The organism is Pseudomonas sp. S60 (assembly GCF_016647865.1).
Lineage (GTDB): Bacteria > Pseudomonadota > Gammaproteobacteria > Pseudomonadales > Pseudomonadaceae > Aquipseudomonas > Aquipseudomonas parafulva.
Genome location: NZ_JACVVH010000044.1, coordinates 1 through 21,220, shown reverse-complemented (window position 1 = coordinate 21,220; position 21,220 = coordinate 1). Strand labels below are relative to the sequence as shown.

At 55.2% G+C, this 21,220-nt stretch carries 16 protein-coding genes; 9 read left to right on the top strand and 7 right to left on the bottom strand.

Translation table 11 applies throughout. The annotated features are described in order from the left end of the window. Positions 1-177: 177 nt before the first annotated feature. Positions 178-4,191 (bottom strand): NACHT domain-containing protein, encoded by a 4,014-nt coding sequence (locus IAE33_RS19535; protein WP_201164712.1) that lies wholly within the window; start codon positions 4,189-4,191, stop codon positions 178-180. Positions 4,192-4,626: 435 nt separating this feature from the next. Continuing rightward, complete coding sequence (locus IAE33_RS19530; protein ID WP_201164711.1) at positions 4,627-5,496, bottom strand: DMT family transporter; 870 nt, start codon at positions 5,494-5,496, stop codon at positions 4,627-4,629. Positions 5,497-5,617: 121 nt separating this feature from the next. On the opposite strand from IAE33_RS19530, the gene IAE33_RS19525 reads away from it, so the two are divergent. The 4 genes from IAE33_RS19525 (at position 5,618) to IAE33_RS19510 (ending at position 10,638) form a co-directional block, all read left to right on the top strand. Beyond that, on the top strand, positions 5,618-7,000 hold the full coding sequence (locus tag IAE33_RS19525) for an aminotransferase-like domain-containing protein (protein WP_201164710.1): 1,383 nt from the start codon (positions 5,618-5,620) through the stop codon (positions 6,998-7,000). Between the two features lie 457 nt (positions 7,001-7,457). Beyond that, the gene (locus IAE33_RS19520) at positions 7,458-8,519 is read left to right on the top strand and encodes a SagB/ThcOx family dehydrogenase (protein ID WP_201164709.1); all 1,062 of its coding nucleotides are present in this window, start codon (positions 7,458-7,460) and stop codon (positions 8,517-8,519) included. Continuing rightward, a complete protein-coding gene (locus tag IAE33_RS19515; protein ID WP_201164708.1) occupies positions 8,516-9,442 on the top strand; it encodes a diiron oxygenase in 927 nt (308 codons plus the stop codon). The genes IAE33_RS19520 and IAE33_RS19515 overlap by 4 nt, the downstream gene beginning before the upstream one ends. A 20-nt stretch (positions 9,443-9,462) precedes the next feature. Beyond that, positions 9,463-10,638 (top strand): MFS transporter, encoded by a 1,176-nt coding sequence (locus IAE33_RS19510; RefSeq protein WP_201164725.1) that lies wholly within the window; start codon positions 9,463-9,465, stop codon positions 10,636-10,638. A 46-nt stretch (positions 10,639-10,684) separates the two neighbouring features. Here the strand turns inward: IAE33_RS19510 and glsB are convergent, their stop codons facing one another. The 3 genes from glsB to IAE33_RS19495 form a co-directional block, all read right to left on the bottom strand. After that, on the bottom strand, positions 10,685-11,605 hold the full coding sequence (gene glsB / locus IAE33_RS19505) for a glutaminase B (protein WP_028632300.1): 921 nt from the start codon (positions 11,603-11,605) through the stop codon (positions 10,685-10,687). 96 nt (positions 11,606-11,701) lie between these two features. Further along, complete coding sequence (locus tag IAE33_RS19500) at positions 11,702-12,496, bottom strand: substrate-binding domain-containing protein (protein ID WP_201164707.1); 795 nt, start codon at positions 12,494-12,496, stop codon at positions 11,702-11,704. Positions 12,497-12,657: 161 nt separating this feature from the next. Then, positions 12,658-13,551 (bottom strand): LysR family transcriptional regulator, encoded by an 894-nt coding sequence (locus IAE33_RS19495; RefSeq protein WP_201164706.1) that lies wholly within the window; start codon positions 13,549-13,551, stop codon positions 12,658-12,660. Between the two features lie 147 nt (positions 13,552-13,698). On the opposite strand from IAE33_RS19495, the gene IAE33_RS19490 reads away from it, so the two are divergent. The 4 genes from IAE33_RS19490 (at position 13,699) to IAE33_RS19475 (ending at position 18,893) form a co-directional block, all read left to right on the top strand. Next, positions 13,699-14,778, top strand: a complete 1,080-nt coding sequence (locus IAE33_RS19490) for a 4-oxalomesaconate tautomerase (RefSeq protein ID WP_201164705.1) — start codon at positions 13,699-13,701, stop codon at positions 14,776-14,778. Between the two features lie 68 nt (positions 14,779-14,846). Then, complete coding sequence (locus tag IAE33_RS19485; RefSeq protein WP_201164704.1) at positions 14,847-16,160, top strand: dicarboxylate/amino acid:cation symporter; 1,314 nt, start codon at positions 14,847-14,849, stop codon at positions 16,158-16,160. A 112-nt stretch (positions 16,161-16,272) separates the two neighbouring features. Further along, positions 16,273-17,577, top strand: a complete 1,305-nt coding sequence (locus tag IAE33_RS19480) for a CitMHS family transporter (RefSeq protein WP_201164703.1) — start codon at positions 16,273-16,275, stop codon at positions 17,575-17,577. A 65-nt stretch (positions 17,578-17,642) separates the two neighbouring features. Then, on the top strand, positions 17,643-18,893 hold the full coding sequence (locus tag IAE33_RS19475) for an OprD family porin (RefSeq protein ID WP_201164702.1): 1,251 nt from the start codon (positions 17,643-17,645) through the stop codon (positions 18,891-18,893). Between the two features lie 82 nt (positions 18,894-18,975). Here IAE33_RS19475 and IAE33_RS19470 read toward each other — a convergent pair whose 3' ends face one another. Together IAE33_RS19470 and IAE33_RS19465 are read right to left on the bottom strand one after the other, a co-directional pair. Further along, positions 18,976-19,488, bottom strand: coding sequence for a DUF4880 domain-containing protein (locus IAE33_RS19470; RefSeq protein WP_201164701.1), 513 nt, complete (start codon positions 19,486-19,488; stop codon positions 18,976-18,978). Positions 19,489-19,911: 423 nt separating this feature from the next. Further along, complete coding sequence (locus tag IAE33_RS19465; protein WP_028632302.1) at positions 19,912-20,223, bottom strand: DUF6124 family protein; 312 nt, start codon at positions 20,221-20,223, stop codon at positions 19,912-19,914. Positions 20,224-20,352: 129 nt separating this feature from the next. On the opposite strand from IAE33_RS19465, the gene IAE33_RS19460 reads away from it, so the two are divergent. Continuing rightward, a complete protein-coding gene (locus IAE33_RS19460) occupies positions 20,353-21,006 on the top strand; it encodes a LexA family protein (RefSeq protein WP_201164700.1) in 654 nt (217 codons plus the stop codon). Positions 21,007-21,220: the final 214 nt, after the last annotated feature.

Here is a 21,220-nt window from a genome sequence, read left to right as displayed (position 1 = left end):
GGGACAAGCCTTCTCCTACAATGATGGCGCACCATTGCGGACGGCCGCGATGGGCTGCTTTCGGCCAGAAGCGGTCATTCCGCCTGCCTACAAAACTAGGGTGGCGGAGTGCAATATATGGCATCTTCTAGGCCTGCTGCGCTCAGCATTCTGTATGATCCATCCTTGCTATATTTTTTAGGGTTTAGAAACGTCCAGAACAAACACGTCGATTAGCCCAGCGAGCTCTGGTGGCATCGTTTTCTCGATGCTGCTTTTCAGCTCCTGAGAGGTGTGAATATTTCGGTTTTTAATTCCTGCGACGTTCACATCTCGGCCAAACCAGATCACAAGATAAATGCCTTGGTGTTCAGCATCGGGGTGGATGGAGTAGCGCGCATATAGCTGCGCCGCCGCGGCAGTATATAACTCTCTATGCCACTGACCTTTTACCTCAGTCACAAGCAGCCGTCTTGTGCCGCCAATCAATTTTGTTGCCGTGAAATCGCTGCGGTTAGCGCTTTTTAGCTGGTGCTCCGTCGTAATTGTGATGCCTTGAGGCTTGAGTATTAGACTGAGACGTTCAGCAATGATCTCGGTAGCTCGTACTTCGTTCAAGTGCTTACCATTGTCGTAAAAGCGATCCGCAGAGTTAAATTCACCACCATTTATTGCTTTCTGAAAATCTTGAAGCTCTTGGAGGACGACTTGGCGCAAACCCTCAACATTCACCACCATATCGCGATCCAGTCGATCGACGATTTCCTGTGGCGTTGGCGGTTCGAAAGACCTCAGTGCAATCTGACTGATTTTATGAGAGCGTATGCTCCTGAGATCGTTGTACATGTCTGCGAACTTCGGATCAGCAAGGAGACGATCAATGACACGGACGGCGTCATCGGAAACGTCCAAATCGATTAACCAAACAAGTTCTTTCAAAAAGCGGTACGCATTTTCTTCATCGGGGCTTCCCGTATCCCAATGGCTCGGGAGGTCTACCTTTGGCCACTTGTCAATAAAGGCCTCTAGAACCGCCGCCAGTTTTCTTAATGTGAGCTTGGGCCAATGGGAGTGTTCGCCATAATTAAATCGCCCTGAGCGCTCACTAAGCGAAAATATGGTATTCTTTTCGGTTTTTAGCCATTCCCAATCTGTTTCAGGCGCGTCCTCTAAAAAATAAAAAGCACGCACTAGCCAGAAAACTCGCCTATTTTCGAGTTCTTCATCGCCAGTCGGACTGGGCCACACGGACATGAAAGCTGAGCAACGTTCTGCGATGATTTTTCGAAGAGCATCGCGATCACCGAATTCGGCCGCAATTTCAAAGAGCGTATCAAGCGGCCCGAGCGCCAGATCAGAAAATCGGTCAAGCCATTCTACTGAGATTGTTGCCCGTAGGTGGCTGAAGACCTCGTCACCGCCTAACAACCAAATTTCGGGGTGTTGACAGCCCTTTTGTGCGAGTTGGGGCTCGACGTATTGCCGGAGAAACGTTTCGGCACTTCCCGTACCTGCGAAAACTAATCGGTTGACTTCAACTTTCAGCGCATCACGTTCTTCATCCGACACTGCACTGTAGCCCATGTCTAGATTAGTTCGTAGCGCATTCAGTAACGGCAGATCGACATTTTCTAGGTTTCCGGCGCTGCGCATGATTTCCAAGCAAGCTGCAAAAAGAACAGGCTCAGTGTACGCGCTCTGCGATGCACACTGTAAATTCGCAAGCCTGAGCATATTAGGTACATTGGGAGCAATGAAATCCAAGCAGTTTCTGAGAGCTTTACGAACGAGCACTTCATCACCGAATTTCTGCTCAATTTGATCGGGCGCGCTAAGTACTAGATCAGCAAAGCGCACAAGACAATTCCAATGCCGACCGCTTTCAATAAGCTCTCGGTTGTCCCGCAAATATTGGATGTTCCACTTATTGATGTCGCTTTGTTCCCGGTGGCGGCGTCTCATCCTCCGTCTATGGGTAGACATGCTTTTTTGTTGGGATTGTGCAAATTGCGCGATTGCTCTGTTGAACTTTGCCCACTCGCGCATTAAAGAAGGCTTCTCCAATGCTTGTTCACGCATGTGCCGTCGCAATTTGTTTGGGCCTCGCAGTGCTTGGCTTTGATTGAAGCTATGCATTGCGATGTGGCTCGCCCACAGGGCTGAGTTATCAATTTTAAATGCCAGGTCGACTATAAATTTGTAATCATCGGATTGAAAGCGAAGGCCGGAGTGAGCGTGAAAATCAAATTTCTGTATCTTGGTCTCGAAAATATCGTCGCTGTTGGCAAGGGGTCCAAGTGCTTGCGCCATAATTTCTCGGCGCAATCCATCGTCATTTTGAAGCACTTGAACTGACTTGCTCTGATCTTTTGATTTTTGCTCATGATAAATCAGATTTCCGATCCAATGCCAAACCTTTTTAGCGGAAAAAGGAGGCATTGCCAGGTCAAAGTATCGATCGAGCATTAGACCTGCAATTTTGCTGATTCCTATTCGGCAGTCGCACTCATAATATTTTTTTTTGCATGTGCAAGCAAGGTCTTTGGTTAAGTCATCAAGTATCCACTCGATTGTTCTTAAATCAAGTCCGCCAACGAAACGCTTTATGAAATAACGACTGCCGACTGTGGACTTATAAGACATTTGATGACTAGGATAAAGGGTTGAGCAGACTCGAAAGAAGCTGGCGAGGTAATCTAAACCTAAAGCTTTTACGCCGATAGTCGTTAGGATGGTTGCCGCAATTTTCAGAGAAGTATGACTGGCCTCAGAGACCAGGAGTGCTAAATCGGCGCGATGGTCGTGGCCGGACAGGTCGAGCAGACATCTGCTAGCCAACAAGCGAGTGTGTTCGCTCTCGCTTGAGTCTAACACTAGTTGACGCAACTCTTGCGTCAGATGCGCAATCGCTGGTGATCCCGTCAACAGTTCAAGAATTAGATCACGCAAGTGCCCATCACTGCCGCTCGCTAGCAGGGGCTTAATCTCTGTCATAACCTCTTGGGTGAAGAAACCTGAAGCACTAAACCGGCGCCAAGCATCTCCTCGGCGGAAATAGGGGTCCTTCGTTTCGACGTCTTTCAGGCCCTGTATAAGTAGACGTTTTGAGGAGTGCTCAAGTTGAGAGGGATCACCGTTCGCAAGTACCGCATAGGGATCAAGCTCAGTAGCAGTCTCTTGAACGGATCTGTTGCCTAGCGCCGCGAGCCAACCCAGTAACCCCCGGAGTTCATCTCGAACTGCATTGTTCGGAGCGATGATAGGTAGGCATTTTTGTAATGTCAGAGGGTCAACTGGATCAGCGATCCGCTTTGCAAGGTAGTCTGCCGCACAGTATTCAGCAACTATCTTGTGGACGGGGCGATGCTGATCTGCACTATCGCCAGGTTTGAAAAGCCGAGTTGCCAAGATGCCCTCAGCAGCTGTTTGCTTGTCAAAAAGTGATGCCAGCAGTGGATAGATTCGATCTGCGGTTAACTCGCTCGTCCCTATCCCTTCTGCTCCGGACAGCAAAAGCTTGGCAAACACTTCGGACGACAGAGCAACCCTTTGTTTGATGGATAGCGTTTGCGCCACATTGACGTTAGCTTCCTTCGCCAGCCGCTCAACCGCTTGTGAAAATATATTTCGCTTATCAGTAAAGTGTCTGCCGCTTTCAATATAGGCATCTGCAAACATCTTGAGAAATTGGGGGTTAGGGAGTAACGCTCCTAAGTCGAACCGAGCCACTTCTGCTTGAAACTTTGAAAATTCCTCACCACGGACATGATGATGAAAAATTTCTCGCTGTTCCCCCTCTTCGAACTCGCAAAGCCTAACCACTAGCGGTGAGCATCCTAGATAGTCTTCGAATGCATTGGTGGCAGCAGTACCCCACTCGCTGGATCGGCTCGAAATAATGACGTGCGTTGGCTTAGCTTTTCTGGCGTTAGCAAGAAGGCTGTGAATGCCCGTTTGATCGATTTTGGCCAACTCATCAAACGCATCGATCACGAGTGGGGAATTCTCGGTGTCGGCCCCCAAGTGTTTAAACTTATTTGCGGTAACGGTTGAGGTTCCTAGCTGTCGGGCTAGGCTTCCCATAAGTTCAGTTTTTCCGCCTCCGGGTTCTGCTAGGACAACAACGTAATTCGAAGCGGCAAGCAATGCTTCTTCAGTGTAAATTCTTTCTCTACTGGAGAGGCTGCGCGGAAGGTAGAAAGTTGAATTCATAGGATAAATTCTGCGTTTTTGATTGCACCTTACTCACGGTGCTATGTCATCTCAGTCAGGTCAGCTTCACTGACTGTTCCTGCTGATGATAGTACGCCATTTTTATCCAAAGTTGGGCTTGCAAAAATCTTGACGCTCAGTTTTTCGGTGGAGGTGCCAATCTCAGCCTGAGCTGTCTGATCATAGGTAGGTGGTGCTGTTTTGCGCTTACACTCTTAAATCGCCTCCAAGTTAGTAGATACATCTAAATGACCGCTTTTGGTCGATTGCTGCCCGTAGCCACTGGCAGCAATGGGTCGAAAGCTGCCGGTCACTACTGACCGCCACCGGCCCATCGCGACGTCCACAGTAGCCCGCACACTAGGCGCAGGAAAATGGAGCAACCGTCCACATCCGCGCATACGCCACGCTTGATTCCCTGTTCCGGTTCCTACTCTACAGCGCGTATTTCTTGGCCCCGGCAACACAGATGACAGCCCCCAGCGTTACCACCAGCATCACCCAGCTGACCTGCTCGTGCAGCAGCAACGCTGCCAGCCCAAGCCCCATGAACGGCTGAAACAGTTGCAGTTGGCCCACCGCTGCAATGCCACCCTGGACCAGCCCTCGGTACCAGAACACAAACCCGATCAGCATGCTGAACAGTGAAACGTAGCCGAGGCTGAACCACGCAGGGGCGCTTACCTTGGCGAAGGCATCTGGCGCGGGAAGATTCACGATGGTTAGCAGCAGCATCAGCGGCAACGCCACCAGCAACGCCCAGCTGATCACCTGCCAGCCCCCCAATGTCCGCGACAGACGCGCCCCTTCCGCGTAACCCAAGCCACAGACGACTACCGCTGCCATCATCAGCAGGTCGCCCATCGCGGAAGCCTCACCGCCATTCATCAACGCGTAACCCGCCACGATCCCGGCGCCCATCATCGAGAACAGCCAGAACAGTGGCCGGGGCCGCTCGCCGCCCCGCAGCACGGCAAACCCTGCGGTACACAGTGGCAGCAGCCCCACGAAGACTATGGAGTGCGCAGAGGTGACGTGCTGCAGAGCCAGGGCCGTCAGCAGCGGAAACCCGATGACCACGCCCAGCGCGGTTACAGCCAATGGCCACACGTCACGCCGTTCAGGTCGAGGCTGGCGCAGCACCAGCAATAGAAGCGCACCCAACAGGGCGGCAATCGTTGCCCTGGCACAGGTCAGGAACGTTGGTTCGAAGGCCGTCACTGCCACACGGGTCGCCGGCAAGGAGCCCGCGAAGATTGCGACGCCTATGAAGCCGTTGATCCATCCGCTTGTTGATCTTTGCATTGCCCAGCCCTCTGTAAGTGCGGGTTCAGTACATCACTTACGGGCGCAACCGGGCCATGTACAATCCAGTACAGTTTGGTCGAACTGTTATGCACATCAATCCAGCACAGTTGAGGGTGAGATGAAACGCGGTGCAACGCTGATCCGGACAGTCATGGGCGAGGTCCAGTCCAGGATTGCCTCTCGAACCTACACACCAGGTGCGCGTATTCCCTCGGTGCGGGCAATGGCGCAAGCCATGCAGGTATCGGTTTCCACCGTTCTCGAGGCCTACGAAAGGTTGATGGCCGAGGGTGTACTCAGCTCACGCCCTGGCTCGGGCTACTACGTAGCTGGGCCCGTGGCGCCGTTGGCACTGACCGAGCTCGGCCCTAGGCTCGATCGTGAAGTCGACCCACTGTGGATTTCGCGCCAGTCGCTTGAAAGCTCCAGCGAAGCGCTGAAACCGGGGTGCGGGTGGTTACCTGCGTCCTGGATGCACGAAGCCGGCGTGCGCAAGGCGCTTCGAATAGCAGCCCGTTCCGACACACTGCAACTCACCGAGTACGCGTCGCCGCTGGGGCATCCGCCGCTCAGGCAATTCCTGTCCAGACGGCTGGCAGGGAGCGGCGTTGAAGTGCCTCTGGAGCAGATCATGCTCACAGACTCCGGCACCCAGGCCATCGACCTGATTTGCCGCTTTCTCCTGGAGCCGGGCGACACCGTCCTGGTTGACGACCCCTGCTATTTCAACTTTCACGCGCTACTGAAAGCACACAGGGTGAACATCGTAGGCGTGCCCTACACGCAGAACGGCCCAGACATCGATGCGTTCGGCGCGGCTCTGCTCAAGCACGCACCCAGGTTGTACATGACCAATTCCGGCATCCACAACCCGACCGGGGCCACTTTGTCTCCGGTCACGGCGCACCGGTTGCTGAAACTGGCCGACACCTCCAACCTGGTGATCGTGGAGGACGACATCTTCGCGGATTTCGAGCATACCCCCGCGCCACGGTTGTCGGCCTTCGATGGTCTCAATCGCGTCATCCAGATAGGCAGCTTCTCCAAGACCATCTCCGCTGCCATCCGCTGTGGCTATATCGCCGCCCGTGGCGACTGGATCGAGAGCCTGGTCGACCTCAAGATTGCCACCACCTTCGGGGCTGGGCGCTTGGCCGCGGGCATCATCCATCAGGCGATAACCGATAGCGGGTACCGAAAGCACCTGGAGAGCGTGCGTCTCAGGTTGGCCGAGGCCATGGACAGCACGGTCGCGAGGCTTCAGGCCGTCGGTATCAAGCCCTGGATAATTCCCCGGGCAGGCATGTACGTCTGGTGCCAACTGCCTGAAGGCAAGGATGCCGCAACCTTGGCCCGGGCCTGCCTAAAGGAAGGTGTATTGCTGGCGCCCGGCAATGCGTTCAGCCAGTCCATGACGGCGGGGGATTACCTGCGGTTCAACGTTGCGCAAGCGGAAGACACCAGGATCTACGAAGTGCTGAAACGGGCGCTGGGTGCATAGTCGCGAGCGCTAGTGTGATGACATGAACGGCGAGGGTGTAGTCGGCGCCGGCAACGCATAGGCCTGCTTCATCCGTGCCACTTCCGCCAACGGTGTCCGGCCGAGCAGGCGCTTGAAGTTGCGGCTGAACAGCGACCACCTGAAGCATTTAGTGTTTCAACTAAGGGGGGTGGCGATATAAGTGACGATTTTAGCTAATAAAATTCCCGTAGGTAAAAAGTCCTACAACCACCTGGGAATTTTCCGACGGCACTCCAGCTTGTACATCTTTCCATCTGCACTACTCTCTGAAGTGCCGCAATGACGCGGCATATTAATGGAGATAGAAAAATGAAAGTCATCCACATGGAAACTACCCAGTTGGCAAACTTTGCGCTTGTGGTTCAGACGTGCAAGTAACCCCTGAGCGTTGAAAATTGAAGCGCAGGGCCGGCCTGCGCTTCAATTGGGAGGTTGAATGATAAATAAAAATTGCTTTTTTATAGATTTCCAAGATTCATTAGTGTGCTGGGATTTCAAGCGGCATAAGCAGTACCAACTGTCCAGCGCGCATGCGATTGAAGTGATCAATCACATTTATGGTGGCGCTGATCATGATGGCAGCGTTGATGCTATGACTGATCTTAGAGGTGTCGGGATCATTGCAGAGGAGGGTGCGCAAACCCATCCGTGGGACTGGGATATCCTTTCACGGATCTTCCATATTGGAACAAAAGATCTTATAACGGACGACCAGCCATCGAATGAAACAGAGTGGGCACTCCACTATCTTGCTCACTGTGATGAAGCTCTGCAACAAGAGAGATTTTCATCAGGCCCGGCAGAGGGTGACGGGTTTTTGTTGCCTCGATGGGATGATAGCGACGAAGTCAGCCGTGTAATGGGGCAGCGTATAACGGTTAGAAGTTTTAAAGACACGCCTGTCTCTTTGGTTGATCTTGGTCGTATCCTTCAGCAAACACTAGGCTTCTCAGTCACCCGTTCTCGGACAGACTGCACGATGACGAGTAACCCGTTTGCCCAGCGTCGTTTGAGCCCGTCTGCAGGTGGACTCAACGCGACGGAAGGGTATGTATATGTCTCAAACGTAACGGGTCTAGACCCTGGCTTCTATTACTATGATCCCCAGCACCATAGCCTACACTGGCGTGGTAAGCTGGTTTCAACGCTCGGCGATTTAGTCGCCGGTCAGCACTTTGTTAATAATGTGCCTGTCGGATTATTTCTGACGTCGCGTTTCGACAAGCTATGGTGGAAGTACAAGCACTCGAGAGCCTACAGGATGGCCCTGATTGAGGTTGGGCATGTTGCGCAGACTTTCCAACTTTCGGCCACTGCGACGGGTATGCAGACTTGGTTAACCGGCGCTCTGAGTGACTCGGTCGTTGAACAAAGAATTGCGCTAGATAACCCTTTTGAGCACGTCCTGTTTTTCGTGGCCTGCGGATACAGCGAGGGTGCTGCCATACCCGACTGCATGCGTGAGTTATTGACGTCTCGGGAGGCGGATCAAAAATGATGGGTGTATTAAATCGCAGGTCAAGAGTTTTCAAGGCGTGGAACTCATCAAGTGCAGTGCGCTCGAAAGCGTACTGCTATGAGCTAACGCCAGACGATGTTTCCATCAATGACCCCGAAATGTGGTTCCCGTCTCTGCTTGGTCCTGCACTGAGCCATCCAGCTGTATGTGCCTTGCCGGTTGAGAAGAGGAAAATTCTCCATATTCACTATCTATTGTATTTCATGGATTACACGGCTCAACTTGAGATGGGTCAGGTGAATGAGGCTGTTCAGTGTATGTCAGTCGGTGGGCTTAGTGGGTATTTCAGTGCGGAGGACCGTAGAATGGGAATCCAACTGTATGTTGATGAAGGCTACCATGCGCTCTTTTCACTTCATTTGGCAGATCAATTGGCGACTCACTATACCCTTGATAGGGTGAGTTCTTCTCGAATCTTAAATATGCATAGCCTTATCTCAAGCAGTGCAGAGGTCTACAAAGATCTAACCCGATTCTGTATAGCGTTCGTTTCAGAAACTGTCATTGTTCGCGAGTTGCTTGAGCTGACGCGTGATGACCTCGTCAGGCCTGTGGCAAATATGTTTATGGATCACCTGCATGATGAAGGGCGTCACTCAATATATTTTATTGAGTGTTTTCCCATTCTTTGGCGCCAGCTCGGGGCGGGTGAGCGTGATCACGTAGTTGAAACTTTAATTAAGGTGCTGGCGGTATTCAGTCGGCCCGATGCGCGTTTCGTGAATTCGCTTTTCGCCTCGCACCCCACTATGGCGTCTCACGTGCTTCCCGACCTCAAGCGGGGCTGGGTGGAAAGAATGAGGTCTCTGTCTGCTTCAACAATTCAAGCAATTAGCCGGACGGATATGTTGCGTAATACACATTATCACCAATTGTTCAATTCCGCAGGCTTACTTTCGTGAAGGGCGTGTATCAACCTGTGATGCGTATCCATTTGCTCGCTCTGTTATTGTTGATGACCTTAATGGGTGTGTTCCCAATAGATGTAATTCTGCCCTCTTTTCCATCGCTCGCGGACAGGTTTGACGTTGATGTGAGTCACATAGCGTACTCAGCGAGTGGTTTTGCTCTCGTGGTCGCGCTGTCACAACTATTGATAGGGCCACTCTCCGACAGGATCGGTCGTAAGCGGCTACTGATGGCTGGACTGACATTAGCCACACTAGGCGCTGTCGGTTGCATGCTTGCGAACCGCTATACGGCTTTCATGTTCTTTCGGTTCGTTCAGGGGCTGGGGTGTGGTAGTTTTGTTCTGAGCCAGGCACTTGTGCAAGACCTGTATGACGGGCGGCAATTAAACGCGGTACGTATCATGCTGACGACTGCAAGTGGGGTGTTCATCTGCTTATCCCCAGTGGCTGGCGTTATGTTGGAGACGTCGTTCGGGTGGCAGTCCAGTTTTTTTGTTTTTATAATGCTTAATCTAGTTGCATTTGTACTGATTATATTCATCCCGCCCGAACATACGGTGGCGGGTAGTCGCGACCCCATCCTTCATGTGTACAGGATGATGTTGTTAGACAGGGCCTACATGTCTTTGTCCCTATTATCAGCAGTCGCCTTTGCTTGCCATTTTTCATTCGTTATCGCAGCCCCCATTTTACTCATGGGGACGCTGGAGCTCTCCGCACATGAATTTTCTTTAGTGTTCATGTGCTATGGGCTGTCGTACGTATTGGGGGGCGTGATCGCTGGCTGGTTTAATCGTATGGTCAACCCATTGTTCCAGGTTGGATTAGGGTTGCTGCTGGTGGGGTTTGCCAGTTGTTTGCTCCTGCTTTGGCAGATGACAGAAGGAGTGACCTTGGTGGGGCTGATGGTTCCGATGATCGTTTGTACAGCGGGTACCACACTGGTACGGCCTGCCGCTACCACTCAGGCGTTGTCACGGCACCCCCGTCACGCCGGGGCGGCGTCGGCACTGAACACCACTCTCATGTTTGCGGTCGGTGGACTCGCAAGCACTCTGATGGCAGCCATGAAGACGGTGACGCCGATGAACCTTGGTTTCATGTTTCTTGCTTTCTGTATGCTTGGATGGCTATTGCTTCAGGTGCTCAAGCACTGCCAGCCTACAGCGGGTGACCACCGCACCTAGCAATGCGCTTCTGGCCGCCGCCAATCACGTGGTAACCACAACTCCCTCACAACACCGCCGAAAACACCGAAGCCGTAATCCGCTCACTCAACAATTCCAGCGCCCGAATCCCCGCCAACGAGTTCCCCGAGGCATTCAACGCCGGCGACCACACGCAGATGCTGTACCGCCCCGGCACCACCGCGACAATACCGCCGCCCACGCCGCTCTTGCCGGGCAGGCCGACGCGGTAGGCAAAGTTGCCGGCCTCGTCGTACAGGCCGCTGGTGGCCATGATCGCGTTTACCTGCTGGGCCTGGCGGGGGGTGAGGATGTGTTCGCCGCTGTGTGGGCAGTAGCCGCTGTTGGCCAGGAAGGCGAAGCCGCGGGCGACGTCTGCGCAGTTCATGGACAGCGCGCAGTGGTGGAAGTAGCTGCCCAGTACGGCGTCCACGTCGTTGTGGAAGTTGCCGAAGGCTGTCATCAGCCAGGCCATGGCCGCGTTGCGGGCGCGGTGTTGGTATTCGGATTCAGCGACCACGGCGTCGCTGACGATACGCGGGTTGCCTGCCAGGCGGCGGACGAAGTCGCGCATCGACAGGGCGGGTGTGGCGAAGCGTGACTGGTTGATGTCGCAGATCACCAGGGCGCCGGCATTGATGAAAGGGTTGCGCGGGCGGCCTTTCTCCACCTCCAGCTGTACCAGCGAGTTGAACGCCTGGCCGGAGGGCTCGTAGCCCAGGCGGGACCAGATGTCTTCGCCGCTGTGGTTGATCGCCTGGACTAGGCTGAACACCTTGGAAATGCTCTGGATGGAGAATGGCGTATGTGCGTCGCCAGCGCAGTGCAGCTGGCCATCCAGGCTGTGCACGGCGATGCCCAACTGGTTGGGATCGACCTGGGCGAGGGCGGGGATGTATTGCGCGACCTGACCTTGGCTAAGCAGGGGGCGGACTTGGTCGAGGATCTCTTGCAGCATGTCTTGCATCGCAACGGCCTTGGCTACGAGGGGGGAGTAGCCATAGACGATGCTGATAGCCGGTAGGGCACGCTTCGGACCGACGCGTGCCCTACCGGCTACCTGTCAGCTGCCAGTATGGGGCAAAGGCGTCAGCCCGCTGTCTTTTATGGCATTGTCCGCTTTGGCAGAGGCCATGTAGTCGAGCAGTTTCTGAGCGGCATCGTGATGCTGGCTGTTCGAAACAATCGATCCAGAATACAGGGTCATTTTCTGGGCCTCTTCCGGGATCAAACCCACGATGTCGATACCAGGCACTGGCTTCAACTCGCTCAGTTGCTGGAACCCAACCTGTGCCTGACCACGTGCAACCACGCTGCCAACAGGTTCTGCCGGAATCATGTGAGCCTTGCTAGCGAAATCATTGCCTAAAGCCATGCTTGGGAACAAGGTCTTGGAAAGGTACACCCCGCTTGCGCTGTCAGAGTAGGCCACCGAGCGGCTGGCAAGCAAAGCCTTGCGTAAGCCCTGCATGGTGGAAATATCAGGTTTAGGCTCGCCTTTGCGTACGGCCATGGCAATGAAGGATTTGCCTAGATCAACGCGGCTAGCCTTGTCTGCCTTGCCATCGGCCACCAGCTTGTCCAGTGCAGAGCCTACCATCAATACCACGTCCGCTTGTTCGCCGCGCGCCAGCCTGTTAGGGATCGCCTGCTTGGTTTCACCCATGGAAGGTGCCGCCAGTATATTCAGTTTGACTCCATATTCGTGCTCGTACACAGGTGCCACTTCACGTATAGCACCCATGATGCCACCGGAGCTGAGGATAGTCAGCGTGGTGGTGGGGGGCTGCGGGGACTCGGCGGCCGAGCAGGTGAATGCTGCCGCCACTAACGCTGTGCACATCAAACTTTTGAACATGGGAATGTTCCAACTGGTTAAAAGTCGGATCTTAGACAGTCAGGTGGAGTAGATGGGTTAACGGGCTATTAAAGATGTTTCATAAACGCGTTTCAGATGGCCCGTGCGCTGGGTCCACGTTTGCTACCCACAACCGTGCCGGCGTCCATTCACCCTCAAGGTCAACGGTTCGGCCATTTTTCCAACAGAATGGAAACGAATTTTTCTGCCGCAGGAGATAACGATGCGCCGCGCCGATATACCAGGCCTAGCGTGCGGGTGACCTGGGGCTCCACCAACGGCACGCTCACCAAGGTAGGGTGATCGGCGGTTGGCATGGCCAGGCTGGGCATGGCCGAGACACCTAACCCGGCTTCTACCATGCCCAGGGACGTCGATAAGTGCTGTACCTCGTAAAACCACTTCGGGCGTAAACTCAGGCCCGACAGTGCATGGTCGAGCAACATACGATTGCCACTTAGCCGCCCGACCCCAATGAGCCGATAGTCAGCAAGCTCGGCCCAGGTCACTGCATCTCGATCGGCCAGCTTGTGATCACGTCTGCATGCCAGCACGAAGTGCTCTTGCACCAATGACACGAACTCTATATCCGGGTGCTGCCCGCTCATCATGTTGATCCCGAAATCCGCTTCGCCTCTCAGCACCGCTTCCAAACCATCGTTCGCGCTTAAATCCAGCAAACGTATGCGGATTTTGGGGTAGCGGTCGTTGTAGTCGCGGATCACGGTCGGCAAGAAATAGAACGCCGCCGTTGGAATGCACGCCAGGGTGACCTGCCCGGTCTGGCGCTCGGCCAGTTCTCGAATGCTTAAAATCGAGTCCTCGAAATCGTCGAGCAGGCGACGGGCCTTGGGCAGAAAGTCCCGTCCCACGCTGGTCAAGCTCACCCGGCGCGTCGTGCGTTCGAGCAGTGATGTGCCGAGCCCTTCCTCCAACTTTTTTATGCGACGGCTCAACGCGGGTTGTGAAAGGTGGAGCACCTCAGCAGCCTCATGAAAGCTACCAAGTTCGGCGATTTTCACGAAAGATCGGATGTCTTGAAGCTCATATTCCATCAGTCAGCCTGCTTGGTGGGGGGGCGATCATTGTTTTGTTAAACGCAATAAAAGCGACGATATTTGCATTGGATTGATTTATCCATCCCTGTCACTCTTTTGCCCAAGGCATCAATGATGTCCATTGATCAACAAGAGTGCGATAACATGCAACGTATTCCTTGCGTACTCATGCGCGGCGGTACCTCCAAAGGGCCGTTCTTTCACGCCTCCGACTTGCCTGCCAATGTGGTCGAACGCGACGAATTACTCATCAGCCTGATGGGTTCAGGCCATGAACTGGAAATCGACGGAATTGGCGGCGGCAGCCCCCAGACCAGCAAAGTTGCCATCATCAGCCCCTCTAGCCATGCTGATGCCGACGTGGATTACTTGTTTGTCCAGGTCATGGTCGCCCAGCGCCGCGTGGACACAGCGCCTAACTGCGGCAACATGCTCTGTGCGGTGGGGCCGTTCGCCATTGAGCAAGGGCTGGTGAAAAGCCAGGAAGGCAAAACACTGGTCCGTATCCGCAACTTGAACACCGGCACCTTCGTCAACTCCCTGGTGGAGACGCCTGGCGGCGCTGTACGTTATGAGGGCCGTACCGCAATTGATGGCGTACCGGGCACTGCCGCCCCTGTGCACCTCACGTTCCTCGATGCCGTCGGCAGCAAGACAGGGAAACTCTTTCCCACCGGCCAGGCAAAAGATGTGATTGATGGGGTGCCTGTAACCTGTATCGATATGGCCATGCCGATGATGGTAATCGAAGCAAGTGAATTGGGCATCACCGGCTCTGAGACTGCCGCAGAGCTGGACGCCAACGCGCCCTTGCTCAAACGCCTGGAAGCTTTGCGCCTGAAAGCGGGCAAGGCGATGGGCCTGGGTGACGTCAGCAATATGGTCATTCCCAAACCGGTCTTGGTTTCCAAGCCCCGTTACGACGGCACACTTCAGGTTCGTTACTTCATGCCGCATAACTGTCACCGTGCCCTGGCTATTACAGGGGCAGTCGGTTTGGCGACGGCCTGCGTCAGCCCCGGTAGTGTGATCGAGGACTTACTGGGCAAAGAGGCGCTCGGCCTCAGGGAAGTGCGGCTTGAGCACCCAAGTGGTGGCATTGACGTCGCGCTTTCACGTTCGGGTGCAGATGGCAAGACCCTTCAGGCCTCTGTAGTCCGGACTGCCCGCCGCCTGTTCTCCGGGTTTGTATACGCACCTACGTTCCGCAGGCTGGCAGGCTGAGCCACGCTGTCTGCCGCCGAACGTTGTTCCAAGCGCATCCGCACAATATGAATAATGGGTGATGCCTCATGAAACTTGCCAAATCGCTTTACTTCCAGATCCTCTGCGCCGTCCTGCTGGGCGTATTGGTTGGGCACATCTGGGCGCAACAAGCCGTCGCGCTCAAGCCGCTGGGCGATGCTTTCATCAAACTGGTGAAGATGATGATCGCTCCCGTGGTGTTTTGTACCATCGTGACCGGTATTGCCGGCATGACGGACAAGCGGTCTTTGGGGCGCTTGATGAGCAAAACGTTGCTCTTGTTCCTGGGTTTGACGATCGCCAGTCTCATCCTAGGGCTGGTGGCGGTTTACCTGTTCAAGCCCGGCGTGGGCATGAACATTGACCCTGCCAGTTTGAGCACAAAAGGGCTGGACCAATTCACGGCATCGGCGGCAAAGCTGAGTGTCGTGGATTTCTTCATGCATATCATCCCGGACACGTTCCTGGGCGCCTTCACCAAAGGTGAGGTGCTGCCGGTCCTCTTCATCGCGGTATTGAGCGGGTTCGCCTTGTCTTCAATGGGCGAGAAGGGCAAACCGGTACTGCATGTGCTTGAGGCCACGTCCACCATGGTTTTCCGCATCTTCGGCTACCTGATGCGCTTTGCGCCCATCGGAGCATTTGGTGCACTGGCATTCACGGTGGGGCAATACGGTATTACCTCGCTCGGTTCGCTGGCCAAGCTGATTGGCACACTCTATATCGCGTGTGCGTTCTTCGTGATCGTGGTGCTTGGCGCCCTGTGCCGTGCCCATGGGTTCAGCCTGTGGAAGCTGCTGCGATACTTCCGTGAAGAGTTCCTGGTCGTGCTCGGTACATCGTCAACCGAGCCCGTCTTGCCGCGGATGTTAGAAAAACTCGAAAAACTGGGTTGTAAAAAAGGTGTGGTTGGGCTGGTTTTGCCGACCGGCTATTCTTTCAACCTGGACGGTACTGCGATTTATCTTTCACTGGCGGCCGTGTTCATTGCACAAGCGTGCAACATCGACCTGAGCCTCGGCCAGGTGGTGACGATGCTCGCGGTCATGCTGCTGTCTTCCAAAGGTGCTGCAGGCGTTACGGGCAGTGGCTTTGTGGCGCTGGCATCGACATTGACAGTGATGCACGACATTCCCCTGGCAGGCCTCGCGTTGCTGATCGGTATTGACCGATTCATGTCCGAAGCCAGGGCATTGACCAGTCTGGCCAGCAACGCTGTGGCGACGGTGGTCATATCGATTTCCGAAAACGCCTGTGACCGCCAAACCTTGCTGGAGCGCCTGAATGGACAGCCGGCAACCGAACAGGTGCCTGCCCCGGCTGTTACAGACTGGTCGGCCGAGCCCAACCGCTTAAGCTAATCCATTACCCCTGAATAATGAACTTGAACCTCACCCGGCGTTGCCGGGTGAGGGCAGGGCTCGTCTGCACGTTAGACAGCCATACGGCGTATAAAAACAAGAGAGAGAAATCATGCTAGCACTCCTGGGACTGGTCATGGTGGTGACGTTCACCTACCTGATCATGAGCAAGCGCCTTTCCCCTATCGTTGCACTCACTGTAGTGCCCATCGTCTTCGCTGTGATTGGCGGCTTTGCCCCCGATCTCGGGAAAATGATGCTCGACGGCCTGAAGATGGTTGCGCCGTCTGCCGCACTGTTGCTGTTCGCCATTCTGTTTTTCGGCTTGATGATCGACGCGGGTCTATTCGATCCCCTGATCCGCAAGATCCTCAAACGTGTTAACGGGGACCCTGTCAAGATTGCGATTGGTACGGCGTTGCTTTCGTTGGTCGTTGCGCTGGACGGCGACGGCACTACGACCTATATGATCACCTGTGCTGCCATGTTGCCCCTGTACAGGCGCATCGGCATGAACCCCATGGTGCTGGCCACCGTGTCTATGCTCTCCCTCAGTATCATGAGTGGCATGAGCCCTTGGGGTGGCCCTGCGACCCGAGCCATTGCTGCACTTGGCCTGGATGCCACGGAATACTTCATTCCCATGCTTCCCACCGTCATAGGGGGCGCCCTGTGGGTCGTATTCACCGCTTATTTGCTGGGCCGGGCTGAACGCCGTCGAATCGGTAATATTGCGCTCGAGTCCGGTGGCGGCAATTGCTACATCAAGGAAATTTTGGGTGACAGCCCCAACAAGCGCCCCCGTCTCGCTTACGTGAACCTGGTGTTGGTGATTATCGTGATGACAGCCCTGGTCATGGGAATCATGCACGCCGCCATTTTGTTCATGATCGGCTTCGTCGCGGCCCTCATGTTGAACTATCCCCAGCTGGACGTGCAGAAAGAACGGATTCTAGCGCACTCCGGCAATGCGATGACCGTGGTACTGCTGGTGTTCGCTGCAGGGATATTTGCCGGAATCTTTTCGGGCACCAAAATGGTGGATGCTCTTGCCCAGACGCTGGTGGACTGGATTCCGGACGCGTGGAGTCACTGGTTCCCGCTGGTCGTCGCAATCACCAGCATGCCCCTCACATTCGTACTGTCCAACGATGCCTACTATTTCGGCGTGGTGCCCATCCTGGCTAACGCCGCCGCGGCCTACGGCATCGACCCGGTCGAGATTGCACGTGCCTCCGTGCTGGGCCAGCCCGTACACCTTATGAGCCCTCTCGTGGCCTCCACGCTGTTGCTCGTGGGCATGGTCGACAAGGACATCGGCGACTTCCAGAAAGCCACGGTGAAGTGGGCGGTACTCACGTCGCTCGTTATAACCGCGCTGGCGTTGCTCACTGGCGCGCTTTCATTTTTTGTCTGAATAGAACCGGGCGCTTGCCGGGCGCCTGGCGACAACGATCTTAAAACAACAATAGAGTACCGATCATGTCCTTGATAATTCGCGGGGCCACCTGTGGCCTGCTGTGCGGTTGCCTGCCGGTTGCTAATGCAGCTGGGTTTATGGACGACAGCAAACTCAAGCTGCAACTGCGTAATGTCTATTTCAATGAAAATTTCCGCGACGAGCAGGGGATGAGTGCCCGCGCTGCAGCCAATGCCAAAAGCGAGCGCACGGAATGGGCGCAGGGCTTCTTGCTCGATTTTCAGTCCGGCTTCACCCCGGGTACCCTGGGGCTTGGGGTTGATGCATTGGGTTTGTTTGGCGCTCGCCTGGATTCGGGGCGGGGCCGCAGCGGCACCGGACTTTTGCCGGTACATGATGACGGTCGTGCCGCCAGCGAGTTTGCCAGTGCCGGGGTCACGGCGAAGGCCCGCCTAGGCAAGACGGTGATCAAGCACGGGACACTGTTACCCAAAACCCCGGTGCTGGTGAACAATGATGCGCGCTTGTTGCCACAAACGTTCGACGGTACACAGCTGACCAGCACGGATATCGCGGGCCTGACCTTCACAGCAGGCCATCTTGATCGCTTCAAACAACGCGACTCGTCAAATACGACGGGCTTGTACCTTGACGGTTACAGCGGGGACAAGTCTGGAGACTTTAGCTTTGCAGGTGCCGACTACACCCTCAATGAACAGCTTCGACTGAGCTATTTCCATGGGCAGCTCGAGCATTTCTACCGGCAAGACTACGCTGGCCTTGTCCACGACCTGCCGTTGGCTGGCGGCGTTCTAACTACCGACCTGCGATACTTCAAAAGCAAGAGCATGGGCGCAGCGTATGGTGGGCCGATCGACAATGACATGTTCAGCGGCCAGGTTTCCTACGCGCACTCCGGGCACACATTCGGTGCTGGCTACCAAGTGCTCGATGGTGAGGCCGGGTTGCCTTATATCAGCGGCGCCACAGTGTACTCATTCAGCAATGTGGGTATCGGCAAGTTCATCGAAGAGGAAGAGAAAACCTGGATGGCAAGTTATGCGTATAACTTTGCTGCCGCGGGTGTCCCAGGCCTTACATTCATGACTCGATACCTGAGTGGTGACAACGGCCGCTCAGGCCCTGCGGGGCTCAGCGAGTGGGAGCGCGACATGGAAATCGCCTATGTGGTGCAAGCCGGCCCTGCCAAAGGATTGGGGGTAAAGTACCGCAACTATGTCTACCGTGCTGATTATGCCCGAGGACGTGACAGTAACCGGCTGTACTTGACTTACGATATCGCTATTTGGTGAGATCGCTGATCTTGGCTTCCCTTCAATCGCAGCGAGTATTGCGGCTGCTTTGGAGGGCGAAGAAGCTTCTAGGGCATGGGTTTCAGGCCCATAGCCCAAAGAGCACCAGCACCGCCACACCCAGCCCCACGGCAACCGAACACCCACCCAACGACAATGCCGCCCTGCCTTGGCGGTACCAACCGTCATGCCCCAGTTGCCGTGCCGGGGCCAGCAGGCTGCGCCAGCGCAGCTCGGTGTCGTGGAAGGCTTGCAGGTGGGCGGGGTGTGCATCGAGCCAGCGGCGGAAGTCGATGCGTTCGCAGGCGGATACGTCTGGGCTTTGCAGGCGTACGTACCATTGGCCGGCAACGCTCGCCAGCACGTCACGGCGCGGCAGGCCGGCGTGCAGGGCTTGGGCCATGTGGCGCTCGATGCTGCGCACGGGCAGGTCGAGGCGGGTGGCGATACGGGTGAAGTCGAGCTGGTCCAGGCGGCTGAGCAAAAACACCTGTTGTACCCGCCGGGGCAGCCGCTTCAATGCGTGTAATAGCGCAGTGTCCGCATCTGCGGTGGCAGGGGTTGGGTCCTCGAGGCGCAGCAGCAGGCGGGTCATGGACAGCTCCTTGCTGATAAGGGGAGGGGCGTGATGTCTTCCGTGATGGGAGTGAGCGTAGGTGAAACGAGAGTGATTCTCAAGTGCTGATTCAGCAAAGTTTTGTAATGAGCGTTCACGCTCTGAAACACCTTTGCTATCATCCGCGCCATCACGATCTTCATTAGCCTGAAGAGCCAAAAAAAAGACCCGGCAAAAAGCCGGGTCAAAAACCGTGATTAGCCTGATGAGGAGATAATCTGAGAGCGACCTAAGCTCCAGATTATCCAGCTGATCTCGCGATCAGCTGAGTGCAATAATAATCGTTATCATTTGCCAGTCAAATGATTTTTTGTTCATCCGGTAAAAAAAATCACCGGAGCGCTTCCTTGTCCCGGCAATCGGGGCCATTGCCGTAACGCGGCCACCACGTTTCCCTTCTTGCTACCCGTCTGTTTCCAGCCCGCGCCTGTGCTCCAGTAGTGCGCGCGCCATGTCCATCATGTGCATCAACGCAAACGTGAGCTCCCGCTGGCTGCCATGCTGGTGCGTGGCCGTTTCCTGGGCTGTTGCGGCGGCGCATCGCAGCAGGGCGATGGCGTGCTCCTGGGCCTGCTCGCTGGTGACGCCTTCATGCAGCGTCCAGATTTTGTTCTCCAACGTGGGGCGTGGAGGGTTGGGGTTCAGGTAGTAATCGAGGGCGCGGCGGGCTGCTTCGCTGTCGAGATCTGTTTCGTCGTTTTTCGATGGTTTCATCGCGATACCTTATGAGTTCTCGTCAAACACACAGAAACCTTAGGATAGGTCAATCTGTACTATTTGGCGGCTTAAAAATAATTCAGATTGTGTATTGCTGGCAGTAATACAGTCCGTATTGTTTCGGCCATGGAAAACTGGAATGCATTTCTCAAGCGCTACAAGCGCGAACATAACCTCAGCCAGCTGAAGTTGGCCGAGCGCCTTGGTATGACTCAAGGCGGTGTGGGTCATTGGCTGCGTGGCACGCGACGGCCGACTCTGGAAACCATCAATGAAAAGCTCGAAAAGCTGGGACTCATCTATCTCGAAGCGCAAGTGATGGTGGTTGAGCGCGATATCGTGCGCGAGACATCACCACACTATGGGCCGGCACGGCCGATTTCCCCCCAGGCACTGCTTTACGCCAGCTTCAGGTTTCCAGTGCTGGCATGGGCTGACCTGCAAGGGCCGCTTCCGGACGCCAGCGAAGTCCACGAACAGACTGATTACATGCCTGCGGGCAACGCGTTCTGGTTGGCTGTTGAGAATGACTCGATGAATGCAACTAGCGGCCAGAGCGTGCCTGAAGGTATGCGGGTACTGGTTGACACAGGGCTTGATGCGAAACCAGGCAACCTGGTTATCGCGCGGCAACCTGGGCGTCCCGCGGTGTTGCGCCAATTGGTGGAAGAGGGCGGTGACAAGATGCTCAGGCCTTTGAATGCGCGATATCCCACGGTTTTGTGTGAGGACGGCTGCGAATTCCTGGGTGTGGTGGTGCGTGTGCACGGGTCGTTTTGACGGGTGTGCTGTTGGCGCCGTGCCGGCGCATCGCGAGCTGCGCTCGCTCCTACGGGGGCCTTGGGCCACTTTCTGCAGCGCTATTTGCCGGCGAACTCCTGGGGGCGCAACACGATCTTGCGCCGTACCCACAAGGCGGTCGCGCGCGCCCGTCACAGGCGTAACTGGCCCGAAACAAACGTAGGAGCGAGCGCAGCTCGCGATGCGCCGCGCG